This is a genomic window from Bifidobacterium sp. LH_743 (assembly GCF_056355775.1).
On sequence record NZ_JBKESZ010000006.1, the window covers coordinates 1 to 14,605 of the forward strand.

The 14,605-nt window shown below is 58.5% G+C and carries 11 protein-coding genes and 2 rRNA genes; 8 read left to right on the top strand and 5 right to left on the bottom strand.

What is annotated here, in order from left to right; translation table 11 throughout:
• From AC1ATL_RS07940 to AC1ATL_RS07950, 3 genes are all read left to right on the top strand, one after another.
• A 23S ribosomal RNA gene (locus tag AC1ATL_RS07940) occupies positions 1-228 on the top strand; the annotation flags it as partial.
• A gap of 185 nt (positions 229-413) precedes the next feature.
• A 5S ribosomal RNA gene (gene rrf / locus AC1ATL_RS07945) occupies positions 414-530 on the top strand.
• A gap of 367 nt (positions 531-897) precedes the next feature.
• Entirely contained in the window at positions 898-1,149 is a 252-nt protein-coding gene (locus tag AC1ATL_RS07950; protein ID WP_476569813.1) for a hypothetical protein, read from the top strand.
• A 145-nt stretch (positions 1,150-1,294) separates the two neighbouring features.
• Here the strand turns inward: AC1ATL_RS07950 and AC1ATL_RS07955 are convergent, their stop codons facing one another.
• Together AC1ATL_RS07955 and AC1ATL_RS07960 are read right to left on the bottom strand one after the other, a co-directional pair.
• On the bottom strand, positions 1,295-2,074 hold the full coding sequence (locus AC1ATL_RS07955; RefSeq protein ID WP_476569814.1) for a nitroreductase family protein: 780 nt from the start codon (positions 2,072-2,074) through the stop codon (positions 1,295-1,297).
• A 120-nt stretch (positions 2,075-2,194) separates the two neighbouring features.
• Complete coding sequence (locus tag AC1ATL_RS07960) at positions 2,195-2,572, bottom strand: DUF4235 domain-containing protein (RefSeq protein WP_432624411.1); 378 nt, start codon at positions 2,570-2,572, stop codon at positions 2,195-2,197.
• Positions 2,573-2,734: 162 nt separating this feature from the next.
• Here AC1ATL_RS07960 and AC1ATL_RS07965 point away from each other — a divergent pair, with 162 nt between their 5' ends.
• Together AC1ATL_RS07965 and AC1ATL_RS07970 are read left to right on the top strand one after the other, a co-directional pair.
• Positions 2,735-3,439, top strand: a complete 705-nt coding sequence (locus AC1ATL_RS07965; protein ID WP_432624410.1) for a histidine phosphatase family protein — start codon at positions 2,735-2,737, stop codon at positions 3,437-3,439.
• 373 nt (positions 3,440-3,812) lie between these two features.
• A complete protein-coding gene (locus tag AC1ATL_RS07970) occupies positions 3,813-5,144 on the top strand; it encodes an ABC transporter substrate-binding protein (RefSeq protein WP_476569815.1) in 1,332 nt (443 codons plus the stop codon).
• 308 nt (positions 5,145-5,452) lie between these two features.
• Here AC1ATL_RS07970 and AC1ATL_RS07975 read toward each other — a convergent pair whose 3' ends face one another.
• Positions 5,453-6,463, bottom strand: coding sequence for a LacI family DNA-binding transcriptional regulator (locus AC1ATL_RS07975; RefSeq protein ID WP_476569816.1), 1,011 nt, complete (start codon positions 6,461-6,463; stop codon positions 5,453-5,455).
• A gap of 364 nt (positions 6,464-6,827) precedes the next feature.
• Between AC1ATL_RS07975 and AC1ATL_RS07980 the strand changes: the two genes are divergently transcribed.
• Together AC1ATL_RS07980 and AC1ATL_RS07985 are read left to right on the top strand one after the other, a co-directional pair.
• Positions 6,828-7,682 (top strand): carbohydrate ABC transporter permease, encoded by an 855-nt coding sequence (locus tag AC1ATL_RS07980; protein ID WP_476569817.1) that lies wholly within the window; start codon positions 6,828-6,830, stop codon positions 7,680-7,682.
• On the top strand, positions 7,679-8,521 hold the full coding sequence (locus tag AC1ATL_RS07985; protein ID WP_432624406.1) for a carbohydrate ABC transporter permease: 843 nt from the start codon (positions 7,679-7,681) through the stop codon (positions 8,519-8,521). The genes AC1ATL_RS07980 and AC1ATL_RS07985 overlap by 4 nt, the downstream gene beginning before the upstream one ends.
• Before the next feature lie 840 nt (positions 8,522-9,361).
• Here the strand turns inward: AC1ATL_RS07985 and AC1ATL_RS07990 are convergent.
• Positions 9,362-9,964 carry a YesL family protein gene (locus tag AC1ATL_RS07990; RefSeq protein WP_476569818.1) on the bottom strand — a complete coding sequence of 201 codons (603 nt, stop codon included), beginning with the start codon at positions 9,962-9,964 and terminating at the stop codon, positions 9,362-9,364.
• 405 nt (positions 9,965-10,369) lie between these two features.
• Here AC1ATL_RS07990 and AC1ATL_RS07995 point away from each other — a divergent pair, with 405 nt between their 5' ends.
• Complete coding sequence (locus AC1ATL_RS07995; protein WP_476569819.1) at positions 10,370-12,163, top strand: glycoside hydrolase family 13 protein; 1,794 nt, start codon at positions 10,370-10,372, stop codon at positions 12,161-12,163.
• A 181-nt stretch (positions 12,164-12,344) separates the two neighbouring features.
• Here AC1ATL_RS07995 and malQ read toward each other — a convergent pair whose 3' ends face one another.
• On the bottom strand, positions 12,345-14,531 hold the full coding sequence (gene malQ / locus AC1ATL_RS08000; protein WP_432624435.1) for a 4-alpha-glucanotransferase: 2,187 nt from the start codon (positions 14,529-14,531) through the stop codon (positions 12,345-12,347).
• Positions 14,532-14,605: the final 74 nt, after the last annotated feature.

The window sequence follows — 14,605 nt, forward strand, 5'->3', positions numbered from 1 at the left end:
GACGAACCTCTGGTATGCCGGTTGTCACGCCAGTGGCACGGCCGGTTGGCTACGTTCGGGAGGGATAACCGCTGAAAGCATCTAAGCGGGAAGCCTGCTCCAAGATTAGGATTCCTTACAGTCTTGAACTGTTGAAGCCCGCATGTTGAACACGTGTTTGATAGGCCGGGGGTGGAAGTCCCGTGAGGGATGGAGCCGACCGGTACTAACGGGCGATGGCGACATAACATTCCAACCACTCATGGTGGTTGGTTCCGCGTCTTTCCTGTGCTGGATCGTTCCGACGGCAATATGCGCTGGAATGGTCACTGAACGATACAATCGATAAGCTTCGCGTCCGCTGTCCGGTTCCCAAACCGCCACGAAGAATTGAATTGCCGGAATGGCTTGTTCCGTTCCGTCTGCTGCAGTTTTGCGGTGGTCATAGCCCTGGTGAGACGCCCGGTCCCATTCCGAACCCGGTAGCTAAGGCCAGGCGCGGCGATGGTACTGCACTCGAGAGGGTGTGGGAGAGTAGCACGCCGCCGCTTTCAACGTTGGGGGTTCCCGTGGAGCAGCTTGCTCCGGGAACCCCATTTTTTTATTCCCATTGCTTTTTGCTTCCGGTTCTTCCGGCCGGACCGCATGCTGGCTCCCGGAAGGTCCTTTCTTATATTCCGTCCCTCTTTTTCTCCCTCTTCCGGTTCTTCCGACCGGACCTTCCGGCTTCCGGGGAATTCCTTCTTGTTTGTCCCCGTATGTCCCGGCCGTCGGATCGTCGTGGGCCTTTCGCCTAGGCCTCCCGGCCGGATCCTACGGATCCTTCGGGGATTCCTTTTCCTCCCGCGTTTCGTCTCCCTCCGGCCGGGCCCCAAGAATTTTCAGTCTTATCGAAGCGACTGCATACACTGATTTGTTATGCATTACTTCGTACCCAAGCGTTGTACCGAGTCGAACAAGATCATGTATCACGACAAGGCAACGGCCCAACAGGCCGCCGATCAGAGTTGGCGCGAACGCGGTACTGAACTCTGGGTATATCGCTGTGATTTCTGTGGTACCTGGCATCTCACGCATCGCGATCCACAGTCCAGCTACACGTACGTTCCCCTCAACCAGCAGCTCAAGCCGCATTCCCGTAAGAAGGGCTACAAGCCACGTAGAAGGTGAACATAAGGAAAGACCCGGCAGATACTTCAAAGACGTTTCAATCGAATCTGCCGGGCCAATTAAATCGGAGTATGCCATGCCGGCTCAACCCATGCTCAAACCATATGGCTCATGCGAAGGCGAGCAGCGAGCAGGCATCGCATGCTCAACGTTCCAGACGGAACCCTTGCCTTTTCGCCTGCGTGGCCACTGCCTTGGCATTCACGCTGTCATCGGTGGCGTTCGCCGCGACCTGGTCGCTGAACGCGTCCACCGGCCGTTCGGTATTACGCAGGTCGTAATACTTGTGCACCTCGGCATCGAACTCATCCAAGCCTGACAGCAACGTTTCGTCACTGTTCGGGTATTCGTTTTCGAAGAACTGCATGTTACGCGGCATGCGCGGCTTGAGTGTCGGCTCCTGATCCGGTTTGCCGATCGCCAATCCCAGCACGGGGTACGTGTATTCCGGCAGATTCAGCAAATCGATCAGCGCGGGAACATCGTTAAGCAGCGAGCCGAGAATCACACAGCCTAAGCCGAGCGAATACGCGGCCGTTTCCATCGCATGCAATGCCAAAACCGCATCGTTCTGCGCCTGGGTGTACCGATAGCTGCCGTTGAGCGTGAACGCGTCAGACGCCACTTCCACGCCCTTACGAGCGGCGATAGCGGCGTTGCGATGCTCATCCAGCACAAATACGTACAGCAGCGGCGCGGTCGCGACGTACGGCTGTCCTGCGATTTCGGCAAGGCGTTTTTTGATGGCCGGTTCGGTGATGCGGATGGCGGACCAATCGTTCAGGAATTGGCTGCTTGCCGCGTGCTGTGCCACGGTCTCCAGCGTCTCAACGACGTCGTCCGGCAGCGGCTTCGGCTTGAATTTGCGGATGGAACGGCGTTCCAGCAGGGTATCGACGGTTGCATTATGAAGAATGTTGCTCATACCGCCATTCTTCCCCTCGTGGAACGATTTTGCAAGAACGATTTTGCGATGCATTCATGCGATCGTCCGTGCTTCGGCAAACCATGTTTCGTCCGGCTGCGTGCCCCCTCGATACTTGCGTTACTTGCGCCGCGCCTGCCGCGCGTGCCGTTTGTCCACAATCGCCTTCGAACCGCGGTCGGATAGTTGCGCGACAAGCGAACCGAAAGCCGCGGAAGCTACTGTGAAAGCGATGCTGAGTGCCACTTCCGCCGCTTCATTCGTGGTGCCGTCGGCGCGGACGGACTTGCGTCCGACGCTTCGTTTCCACAGCATCTCGAACACTTTGCCGAACACCAGTCCAGCCAATGCGGGCGTCGCGGTCTTGAAGATCTTGTCTCCGAAGGAATCGGGGTCGTTCAGTCTCTGGTCACGCAACGCGTTCACCTTCTCGTCGACGGCATGCAGGGCCGCCACAGCGCGGTCCGCACTGGATTCCATGTCTGGCTTTTCACTCATGGCTCCAGTGTAACGCCTTGGCTGTGGCGATTGGAGCGGCGCCTGGCGCCGGCGACGCGACTGCCCCCGATGGCGGACGACGGCTGGTGCGCGGAAAGGTGCATGAGGAACACGTGATGGAATGAACGTGAAATCGCAGTCCACGTCGGCTAGAGTGGAGACATGACAGAAACTCAACTGGGAAGCAACGCGGCTTCCGCAATCGCCTCAGGTCGTTTGGTGCTGCTGCGTCACGGACAGACCGTGTGGAGCGAATCGGGGCAGCATACCGGCCGTACCAATATTCCGCTGACCGCTGTTGGCTGTGAGCAGGCACGTGCCGCCGGTGAACGGTTACGTGAGGCGTTTCCGCATGGTTTCGCGCCTGGTTGCATGTTCGCCAGCCCGTTGCGTCGTGCGCAGCAGACCGCTCAGCTTGCCGGATATGGCGATTTCGAAGTCCTTGACGCGATCGCGGAATGGGATTACGGCCGCGCCGAGGGCCGTACTCGCCAGGAGGTGAGCGCGGCGGGCGGTTTCGCTTGGGATGTGTGGCGTGACGGTCCGCGGTCGCTGCCTGAATCGCTGGAAGGTGACTGGGTGGAGACGTTGCCGGACGGCGAACGCGTGCCCGTGCACAATGGTCCCGGCGAGACGGTGGAGGAGGCCGCGGCACGTACTCGCGAGGCGATTGCTGTGGTTGAGCCGTTGCTTGATGCCGGCAAAGACGTGCTTCTGGTGGCGCATGCGCACGTGCTGCGTATCCTGACATCGCAATGGCTGGGCGTCGACCCTCATTTCGCGCGTCTGCTGAGGCTGGACACCGCGCATTACTGCGTGCTTGGCCGGTACAAGGGAGACAACGTCATCGAACACTGGAATTGCTGAGGGCGCAAAGTCTTAAGGCCGTGAAGTTTCGAACCCGTACGTCTCGAACGATCGAAGAGGCTGTTTGATACGTACGGATATGCTTGGATTCCAAGCACCCTATATCCCCTTTTCCTGCGTGTGCAACGCTTTTCGCGCACAGGCGTGTCGCAAACGCTTTCATAAAGGCGGCATGCCGAAAACTATTGAAAATAAAGGAATTACAGAGCGCAAACGATTTTTATTTGTGCAAAAAAAATGAGAAGTTCTGCCTACGTTTGCAAAAAGACGAATTTTGCGGCACAATAGAGCGTGTCAGAAATCGTGATGAAGCGATTTCGCAAGATGTGACCCAGTGGAGGCTGGGAAACAGGAATGGAAAGAGAAAGGTTCGATGATGAATCGTACTATTAAAGCAGCAGTTGGCATGATTGCTATCGCGGCAATGTCCGTCGGCACTTTGGCGGCTTGCGGCGGCGGCTCCGATTCCGGTTCCGACAGCAAGGGCAAGGTCTATTACCTGAACTTCAAGCCGGAATCCAATGACGCCTGGCAGAAGCTGGCCAAGGAATACACCAAGGAGACCGGCGTCGAGGTCAAGGTGCAGACCGCAGCGTCCAACACCTACGAGCAGACCCTGAAGTCCGAGATCGCCAAGTCCGAGGCTCCGACCCTGTTCCAGGTCAACGGTCCGGTCGGCTACCAGAACTGGAAGTCCTACACCGATGACATGAAGGACACTGAGCCGTACAATCAGCTCATCGACAAGGACGTCGCGCTCAAGGATGGCGACAAGGTCGTCGGCGTGCCGTACGCCATGGAGACCTATGGCCTGATCTACAACAAGGATCTGCTGGCCAAGTACATCGCCACCGATGGTGCCAAGATCAAGGACGTCAAGGACATCGACAACTTCGACACCCTGAAGGCCGTCGCTGACGACATCCAGGCCAAGAAGGACCAGCTCGGCGTCAAGGGCGCGTTCACCTCCGCCGGCTTCGATTCCAGCTCCGACTGGCGTTTCAAGACCCACCTGGCCAACCTGCCGCTCTACTACGAGTTCAAGGATGACAACGTCACCAAGCAGCCGGCCACCATCAAGGGCACCTATCTGCCGGAGTACAAGAACATCTTCGACCTGTATCTGAAGGATTCCACCACCGAGCCGACCCAGCTGAGCTCCAAGACCGGTGACGACGCCACCTCCGAGTTCTCCCTCGGCCAGGCCGTGTTCTATCAGAACGGCACCTGGGCATGGTCCGACCTGCAGAAGAACGGCATGAAGGCCGATTCCCTCGGCATGATCCCGATTTACATCGGCGCCAAGGGCGAGGAGAACCAGGGTCTGGCCACCGGTTCCGAGAACTACTGGTGCATCAACTCCAAGGCTTCCGATGCTGACAAGAAGGCCACCAAGGACTTCCTGAAGTGGGTCATCACCAGCAAGGCCGGCATCAAGTCCCTGTCCAGCGACATGGGCTTCACCACCCCGTTCAAGTCCTTCAGCGACGTCAAGTCCGACAACCCGCTGACCCAGGCCGCTGTTGAGGATCAGAACTCCGGCAAGACCGCTGTTTCCTGGAACTTCACCATGATGCCGTCCGAAGAGTGGAAGAACCAGCTCGGCTCCGCCCTCCTCGAGTACGCTCAGGGCACCGGCGATTGGAACGCCGTGAAGACAGCCTTCGTGGACGGTTGGAAGACCGAGTACGACGCAGCCCACTGATCCCGCGATCCGGTGATTGATTCACTGATCGTGCCTGAATAGGCAATGGATCGGACCGATAACTGAATTACGCGACCGCGGCCGAGAGTTTCCCTTTCCTTCTCTCGGCCGCAGTCGTTTGTGATGGCAAAACGAAAGCCGCCACCGTGCATATCCACGATGGCGGCTTTCGTCTATTTCTCCCTATTCGTTGCCCGTTTTGCCGTGCGTGGGGCGGAATGGGCGATCGCGGCTACGCGGCAATCGCCATGGCGATCGTAGCGATCGCAGGGATTCGCAGGTGATCGTAAAAGCGATATGAAGTGACGTTACTTGCGCAACCGTGCGGTGGTCGAACGTACGATCAGTTGCGCGGGGAACGTCTTGAACGGCTCGTCGATCGTCTGCTTCTCAATCAGCGCGAGTGTCATACGGGCGGCCTCCCGTGCCATTTCCACAGGCGTCTGCCGAATGGTGGTCAAGCCGAGGTCACGTGCGTAGGTGCCATCGTCGTAGCCGATGATGGAGATGTCGTTCGGCACCGTGAAGCCGTTCCGCTCCAACTGGAACAGCAGCGGAATCGCAATGCCGTCCTCCTGGCAGGCGATGGCCGTCGGCATGTGGTCGAGGCTCAGCAGCTGCGTCACGACCTTGCTGACGTTGTTCTTGCCTTCGTCGGTGACGAGTACGCGCGGCTCGACGCCGTTGGCATGGCAGCATTCCATGAACGATTCGAAACGTCCCTGCACACTGAAGTGCAGCGTCACCTCACGGTCGGTGCGGATGTAGGCGATATCACGGTGTCCAAGCGTCATCAGATGACGTGCCGCAAGCTCGGAACCTTGCTTGTCGTCGATGCGGACGGCCGCGTTGAAGCCGCGCTCCTCCGGAAGGCTGGAATTGATGCCGATGATCGGCACATCGACCGACTTGAGCTGCTTGATCTCGTTGCTGTCGATGTCGAAGGAGATGACGATTACCGCGTCCACGTTGCGGCGTACCGGTAGCATGTCGAAGAACTCGCTGCGCTCCTCGGTGCTGGACATCTGGTAGATGGAGATGTCGTAGCCCTCATCGTGGAAGACCTCGTTCAATCCTTCGATGATGGACGAGCTGAACCACAGATTGAGCCGGCCCGACACGAGCACCGCGATACGCAGCGCACGACCGGTTTTCAGCGCCGCCGCGGACCTCGAAATGGAGAAATTCAGATCGTCCGCGGCCTTCATCACCTTGTCTCTGGTGGCTTGCGACACGAGATCGGGCCGCGTGAAGGAACGCGAGACGGTGGAAATGGAAACGTGTGCAAGGCGCGCGACATCCTGGATACTGCTTTTCATCAAATCCCCCTGTACCGTGATTACGGAGAATAGTGTAATGGTACCGCACGCCGGCGGTAAGACGCATATGCACGTTGCGACATGCAACTGAATCATTACAAACGTTTTCATTTGATGGTTGCATCGCTGAATCCGCGCTGAATCTAGGCTTTTTGAGACGGGAATGCCCATATGACAACGTTTCATCTTTTATGTCTGAGGACATGCGAAAATGACAACGTTTGACATTTGCTGCAACGCTGCCTATCATGGCCGTGTAAGCACTGAGGGAATGGACAACAATGCTGTGGCTCGTTTCCTTGGGAATGGAATTCCATCCCGCGTTGGAGCGGTGCATGGAGTGGAGAAGGAAAGCAGGCAAGCTATGATCAGCATGGCTGGCAAAGCGATACGAAAGTGGTGGGCGTTATTCGCGTTGCCCACGTTCATCGCGTTCATCGTCGGGTTTGTGATCCCGTTCATCATGGGTGTGTATTTGAGCTTCTGCAAGTTCACCACCGTCACCGATGCCGAATTCGTGGGTCTGAAGAATTACAAGAGGGCGCTCGCCGATAAGGAATTCCTGCATGCGTTGGGCTTCTCGACGGCACTGACCGTCGTTACGACCATCGTGATCAACGTGGCCGCGTTCGCCATCGCGTACATGCTGACCAAGGCCATCAAGGGATCCACCATCTTCCGTTCGGTGTTCTTCATGCCGAACCTCATCGGTGGCATCATCCTGGGCTATATCTGGATGCTGCTGCTCAACGGCGTTCTCGCCCACTGGAGCCGTGCGCTGACCTATAGCGCGACATACGGTTTCTGGGGCCTGGTCATTCTGGTCTGCTGGCAGCAGATCGGCTACATGATGATCATCTACATCGCCGGCATGCAGTCGCTGCCGACCGACGTGCTCGAAGCGGCCGCCGTGGATGGCGCGAACGGCACCCAGACCATGTTCAAGATCATCATCCCGCTGATGATGCCGTCGATCACCGTGTGCTCGTTCCTGTGCGTCACCAACGGCTTCAAGCTGTACGATCAGAACCTTGCTTTGACCAACGGCGCTCCGTCGAACATGTCCGAAGGCCTGGCAATGAACATCACCCGCACGTTCTACGGACGTATGGGCTGGGAAGGCGTCGGCCAGGCGAAGGCAGTGCTGTTCTTCATCCTGGTGGCCATCGTGGCGCTCATCCAGAACAAGCTCACCACTAGCAAGGAGGTGGAGGCATGAACTCCGGAGAAAAGGTCAAGCATGGTGCTCTGTGGACCGTGCTGTTCACGGTCGTCTCGCTGGCATGGATTTTCCCGATCCTGCTGGTCATCATCAACTCCTTCAAGCAGAAGGCGTACATTTCAAGCAGCACGTTCTCCATCCCTACCGGCAAGGCGTTCGTTGGGCTTGATAACTACACTCGTGGCATCGAGACCACGAATTTCTTCGCCAGCTTTGGCTGGACCCTGCTGATCACGGTCGGTTCCGTGGCCCTGATCCTGGTGTGCACCTCGATGTGCGCGTGGTGGATCGTCCGCGTGAACAATTGGGCCGCTAAGCTGCTGTACACGCTGTTCCTGTTCAACATGATCGTGCCGTTCCAGATGGTCATGTTCACGCTGTCCAAGCTGGCCGACATGCTGAAGCTCAACACCCCGTGGGGACTGTGCTTCGTGTACCTGGGCTTCGGTGCTGGTCTGGCCGTGTTCATCTTCACCGGCGTGGTCAAGGGCATTCCGGAATCGCTGGAGGAATCCGCCATGATCGACGGCGCTTCCGTGCCGCGCATCTTCTTCCAGATCGTCGTGCCGATTATGAAGCCGTCCATCGTTTCCGTGGCCATTCTGCAGGCCATGTGGATCTGGAACGACTACCTTCTGCCGTACCTGACGCTCGACCTGAGCAAGTACAAGACCATCTCGGTGGCCGTGCAGTACCTCAAGGGCGGCTACGGTTCCGTGGATATGGGCGCCATGATGGCCTGCCTGGTCATGGCCATCATCCCGATCATCATCTTCTACCTGATCTGCCAGAAGTACATCGTCAAGGGCGTCATGGCTGGAGCCGTCAAGGGTTGATTTGCCGCCCGGACGCTACTTGAGTGTGCTTTGGACGCACTTGGTTGCTATCCGATCGTTGGCCGACGCTGGCTAATCGGTTATTGGCCAAGATTCACTGCACATAACCTTGACCCTAATACGGGGCTGACTAATGTCAGCCCCTTTTTCATGCCCATCTGCGCATATCCATGCTGCTTCTCGTATCTGTCCTGTTTTTGTATTCATTCCCCACTCCCCATATCTGTCCCATTTCTCGTATCTGTCCTGTCCTGTTTCTCATACCCGCCCATTCATATCCTCATATCCATTTGCGAATTAATAAGATCGTTTGCGGATTAATACCAAGCCGTGCGGATTAATCGAATCGACTGCGGATTATCGTTGCCGTGTGTGGATTAATCAGATTGTGTGCGGATTATTCCACACTCGTGCGGATTCCTTAGTTCGTTTGCGGATTTTCCAAATCGTTTGCGGATTTCTGAATATGTGTGCGGATTTTTAGACGTGCGTGCGGATTATTTTGCGAGCAAAATCACTTTGCTAAATTAGTATCGTCTGTAAATCGTTGAAATTTCAACGATTATATTTTCGAGGTGTCTTACTTTTGCCGATTTCCATCCGCACGGATGCCGGATAATCCGCACGGGGCTTCAGAAATCCGCAAACGACCTGATTAATCCGCACAGGGTTTTAATAATCCGCAGACGAGTTTGATTAATCCGCACGGGACAGCGATAATCCACAAACATGTCGAATAATCCGCACGCGCCCTCAGGAATCCGCACGAGGTTTGATTAATCCGCAAACGAGTGTGGGCTGAGGTGGTGGCTGGGTTTGGATTGGATCGTAGATGACGGATTATTGGGCGATGAATTTGCGGAACACGTGTTCGAGGATGGGCGAATGGATCATCAGCATGGTGCCGTAGCCCAGCACGAGCAGCAGAAACAGGCCTTGCGGCATGTAGAACCAGCTTCCAACGAGCAGCGCGACGAATACCGCGTCAATCGCGATCAAAGCCAGCGTATGCCCGATATTGCTTACGCCGAACACGAAAGCGTTGCCGAGCGTGTGCCAGAACGTGTTCTCGAAACGCGCCTGCAGCGCCCAAATCCATTCGAAGCCGATCAGCCACACAATCGTCAGCGCGAATTTCGGAATAAGCAGTGGCGTGATTTGCAGAAAAATCCAAGAATAGATGCAAAGTGCGCCAGTAATGCCGAAAATCAGCCAATAGCCGGTCGATTTTGCGAAATTCTCGCGGAATGCCTTGAAATAATTGCGCGTCGCCGTGCCTTCTCCGGCCAGCGCGCGACGGGTTGCGTCATGGCCGGCGGTCAGTGCGGCGCCGATTGTGATGATCGGAATGCTGGTGACGAGCATCAGAACATTGATCCAAATCGCGTCGACGGCGTCGCTGAGTCCGCGCATGAAACCGGAATCGGGGGAGAGGAACTTCATAATCGCCTTTCGTGTGGCAGTGCGGCAGCCGCACCGTTGGCATTGTGCGGCATTCGCATGGGACGGCTCACGCAGCATCCGCATGGCGGCTCGCGCGGCACTCGCATGGTAACGTATGCAAGCCGAATCTTCCGTAATTCTACTCGGTGCGTGACATCTGTCACCAGCCGCTGCCAATATGCGCTGGACTTAGACGCGGCGTACGAACAGAGTGCGGCTGAAAGCACGTTTTCGCCAAACGTTTGACATGTTGCAATGATTGCGATTCGGTTAGCGTTTCGCCGCCTCCGTTGTTATCGTTTTCATGTGACAAGTTCATGTGACGAGGGGTGTACGTTCGGCGGATGGGAATCCGCTACGGTTGGGAAAACCCGTCACAGCCGAAAACCATGGGAAAGGGGAGTCATGACCGCAAACAACGCGCGCGACGATTGGTGGAAACAAGCCGTCGTCTACCAGATTTATCCGCGCAGCTTCAAAGACGTGAACGGCGACGGTTTGGGCGATATCGCCGGCGTCACCGAAAAGATGGGCTATCTGAAGAACCTCGGCATCGACGCGGTCTGGCTGAGCCCGTTCTACCCGTCCGATTTGGCCGACGGCGGTTATGACGTGATTGATTACCGCGACGTCGATCCGCGGCTCGGCACCATGGCCGATTTCGATGCGATGGCCGCCGCCGCGCACGAGGCCGGCATCAAGGTGATCGTGGACATCGTGCCGAACCATACATCCGACAAGCACAAGATGTTCCAGGAGGCGCTCGCCGCCGGTCGCGGTTCGGCCGAACGCGACCGCTATATCTTCCGTGACGGGCGTGGCGAGAACGGCGAATTGCCTCCGAACGACTGGCAGTCGCTGTTTGGCGGTCCGGCCTGGCAACAGGTCGAGGACGGTCAGTGGTATCTGCATTTGTTCGCCAAGGAGCAGCCGGACCTCAATTGGAAGAATCCGGACGTGCACGAGGAGTTCAAGAAGACCTTGCGATTCTGGTCCGATCATGGCACCGATGGTTTCCGCATCGATGTGGCGCATGGTTTGGCGAAGGATCTTGAATCCACGCCTTTGGCCGACATGAATCCGGCCGCGGTGCAGTGCGTGATTCCGGCGGATGGCTCGCTCAGCCCGCTGTGGGACCGTCCGGAGGTGCATGACATCTACCGCGAGTGGCGCACGGTGTTCAATGAGTACGATCCGCCGCGTTTCGCGGTCGGCGAGGCGTGGGTGAAGCCCGAATCTCAGCACCTGTACGCGTCCATGGACGAACTTGGCCAGGTGTTCAATTTCGAGTTCGCCAAGGCGAATTGGTTCGCGGACGAATTCCGCGAGGCCATCGAGGATGGTCTGCGGTCGGCTGCGGAGACGCACGGCTCAACTACCACGTGGGTCATGAACAACCATGATGTGCCGCGCAGCCCGTCCCGCTACGGCCTTCCGCAGGTGAAGGACGCTCCGTATCATCAGCTTGCGCACGATTGGCTGCTGCGCGATGGTTCCTCGTATCGGGAGAACCGCGATCTCGGCACCCGTCGTGCCCGTGCGGCCGCGCTTATGGAGCTTGGCCTGCCCGGTTCGGTGTACGTGTATCAGGGCGAGGAATTGGGCCTGTTCGAGGTGGCGGACATTCCGTGGGATCGGCTTGAGGATCCGACGCCATTCAACACCCGTCGCAATTTCACCGACAAGGGCCGTGACGGTTGCCGTGTGCCGTTGCCTTGGAACGCCGCCGATTGCGGTCATCCGGCCGATTGGAATTCCAATTTCATCACTGGTGGCACCTTCGGCTTCGGTCCGGCGCAGAAGGCTCAGAAGGCGCGGAATGATGCGCAGGGTGATTTGGATGGCGATGCCGTTGCCGACGCGCACCTTCCGCAGCCCGCCTGGTTCAAGGATTTCGCCGTCGATGCCGAGATGGCGGATGACGGCTCCATGTTGCACCTGTACCGCAAGTTGCTGCAGCTGCGTCAGACGATTCTGACGGCGACTGGCGATACGTCCGCGCAATTGCTGGACACGGACGATACCGTCGTTGCCTACTCCCGTCCCGCCACGGAAGGCCGCCGTTTCCTATCCATCACCAATTTCGGCGACGAGCCGGTATCGCTGCCGGACGATGCGGTCGTCATCGCACGTTCCGTGCCATTGACGGATGATGGCAAGCTGGATTCCGACGCTTCCGTCTGGCTGCTGCTCGGCTGATTGTTCGCAACGATTCTGACGTAGCCGAGAATCGACGGAAAAGCCCGGTTCCGCTTTGTTGAAACGTTCCGAAGAACGTCCCGACAAAGCCGAACCGGGCTTTGTTATGAGGAAAGGGGATAGGTAAGTCTGTGTATTGGCTTGGTTGCTGCGATCGCGCACAATCGCAGCAACCGAATCGTCACTTTTCGCCGTTCATGATGGCGGACAGCGATTGCACGCGCGGCAGGTCGAACACCTCGTCGGTGTGCACCACCTTGAGGTCCGGTCCGGCCAGCGGCACGCGCCAGTTGCAGTATTCGCTGGACGTGCCCGGCTGGTTCTGCGTGCGCGTCTCGCCCACGCCGTCCACCAGCGCGGCCTGTAGCAACACGGACGGCGACCTGAGCAGCAGCTTATGCATCGCTTCGACGATTTCCTGGATGTGGCCTTCCACATCACCGGCCACTTCCGGCGTGATCAGACCGGACTCCACCAGACGGTCCATCATGGCGTCACGTTCGGCGCGGGAGGCCGCCTCGAATTCCTCGGCCGGCCCGCTCAGCAGATGCAGCTGCTCGCGCAGCTTGACGTGCTCGAACTGCAGGTAGCCGGCGGTCGGCGGCAGGTCGTGCGTGGTGACGGAGGCCAGCGCGTACTTGCGGTACGTGGACGGATCGGCGTACGGATCGCCGGCGTTGGGGGAGTCGTCCACGCGGGCGAACCATTCCACCATGCAGCCCAGCAGACCGTGTTCGCCGAGCACTGTGCGCACGTAATCCGGCACGGTGCCCAGATCCTCGCCAACCACCAGACCGTTCACGCGGGAGGCCTCGATGGTCAGAATCGCGATCATCGCCTCGTAGTTGTACGTCACATACGCACCGCCGCGCGCGCCCTCGCCCTGCGGAATCCACCACAGGCGGAACAGGCCGAGCACGTGGTCGATGCGTACCGCGCCCGCATGGGAGAACATGTTGTGCACCATCTCGCGGTATACGCCGTAGCCGGTTTTAGCCAGATAGTTCGGATTGAACGGCGGCTGTCCCCAATCCTGGCCCTGCTGGTTGTAGAAGTCCGGCGGGCATCCAACGGTGACGCTGCCCACGGCGAAGCGTTCCGGATTCCACCACACGTCCGCTCCGAGCGCATGCACGCCCACGGCCATGTCCTGCATGAGGCCGAGCGCCATGCCGTTCTCGCGCGCAGCATTCTGCGCGGCGGTGACCTGCTCGTCAGCGATCCACTGCAGCCAGCATTCGAAGTCGACCATGTCGGCGTGATCGCGCATGAGCTCGGCCACTTCCGGCGAATCACGGTTCGTGTCCTTGAACCACGTGCCCTCCCACGGAGCACCCCACACCTGGAACGCCACCGACCATGCGGCGAACGCGCGCAGATCCGGGCCTGCGGCCTTCTTGAACGCGTCGAACGCGGCTTGGCGCTCGGCGGAACGTGGCACCGCGTAGACAAGCTTCAGCGCCTGGCGCTTGTGCCACCAGGAAGAGTTGATGTCGAGCGGTTCGGTACTGTCATTGGCGGGCGCGACTTCGGCGTGCAGCCGTGCGACTTCGGCGCGGTCCTCCTCGCTCAGACCGGCGAATTCCTCGATGTCCTGCGGACGGATGTACGTCACGTTGAGGAAGCGGCGCGATTCCGGCAGATACGGCGACGGTTCCAGCGGCGGCACCGGTGCGGTGGCGTGGATCGGGTTGATGAGCATGAAATCGGCATGCGATTTGGTGGCGGCGTCGGACAGCAGCAGCTTCAGATCGCCATAGTCGCCCACGCCCCAGGATTCGGCGGAACGGATGGAATACATCTGCGCCATCCAGCCCCAACGCTGCTTTTCGGCCACTGCTGCCGGCAGTTCGATGCGTGCCGGCGCGCAGATCAGCGTCGCTTCGGCGTGCAGCGGGCCCGCGTCGACGGTCAGCGTATGGTATCCGGCGGGGATGTCGTCCGGCAGCGCCAACTGCAGCGTGCCATCATCCTGTCCGTCGTCGGCGTCGGCCGGAGCGGCCGTCAGATGTGCGGCCAGATCGCCCTTATATTGCGTGCCGTCCTCAAGCGTCAGCGTCAACGTGACCTTGTTGCCCTTCGCGCGGATCGGCGTCACGGCTTCCTTGCCGATGAACTTCACGATGGTCGGTTCGACGAGCGTGTCGGCGATGCGCTGCTTGGTCGCCGCGTACGATGCCGCGATGGCCTCGTCGCTTGAAGCGTCCACGCCGAGCGCGGCCAGTACGGAGACGAGCACCTCGTCACGGATTTCCACGTATGTGCCGAGCTGGTCGATGTATGACGTGGAGATGCCGTTGAGCTTGGCGAGTTGGATGAGCGGTCGTGCGATGCGTTCCGCGCTTTCGGTCTGCGGGGTCTGTGCCATTGGTCCCTTCTTTCCATGCCGTTTTTGCGGCGAATGCTGCATTGCTTTGCGATGCCGACGCTACGGTGCCGTCG

Excerpts from the sequence above, each read along its gene's own strand:
- AC1ATL_RS07985 (WP_432624406.1), top strand. The coding sequence starts at position 7,679 with ATGAACTCCGGAGAAAAGGTCAAGCATGGTGCTCTGTGGACCGTGCTG.
- AC1ATL_RS07955 (WP_476569814.1), bottom strand. The coding sequence starts at position 2,074 with ATGAGCAACATTCTTCATAATGCAACCGTCGATACCCTGCTGGAACGC.
- AC1ATL_RS07975 (WP_476569816.1), bottom strand. The coding sequence starts at position 6,463 with ATGAAAAGCAGTATCCAGGATGTCGCGCGCCTTGCACACGTTTCCATT.
- AC1ATL_RS07990 (WP_476569818.1), bottom strand. The coding sequence starts at position 9,964 with ATGAAGTTCCTCTCCCCCGATTCCGGTTTCATGCGCGGACTCAGCGAC.
- malQ (WP_432624435.1), bottom strand. The coding sequence starts at position 14,531 with ATGGCACAGACCCCGCAGACCGAAAGCGCGGAACGCATCGCACGACCG.
- AC1ATL_RS07960 (WP_432624411.1), bottom strand. The coding sequence starts at position 2,572 with ATGAGTGAAAAGCCAGACATGGAATCCAGTGCGGACCGCGCTGTGGCG.
- AC1ATL_RS07970 (WP_476569815.1), top strand. The coding sequence starts at position 3,813 with ATGATGAATCGTACTATTAAAGCAGCAGTTGGCATGATTGCTATCGCG.
- AC1ATL_RS07980 (WP_476569817.1), top strand. The coding sequence starts at position 6,828 with ATGATCAGCATGGCTGGCAAAGCGATACGAAAGTGGTGGGCGTTATTC.
- AC1ATL_RS07950 (WP_476569813.1), top strand. The coding sequence starts at position 898 with ATGCATTACTTCGTACCCAAGCGTTGTACCGAGTCGAACAAGATCATG.
- AC1ATL_RS07995 (WP_476569819.1), top strand. The coding sequence starts at position 10,370 with ATGACCGCAAACAACGCGCGCGACGATTGGTGGAAACAAGCCGTCGTC.
- AC1ATL_RS07965 (WP_432624410.1), top strand. The coding sequence starts at position 2,735 with ATGACAGAAACTCAACTGGGAAGCAACGCGGCTTCCGCAATCGCCTCA.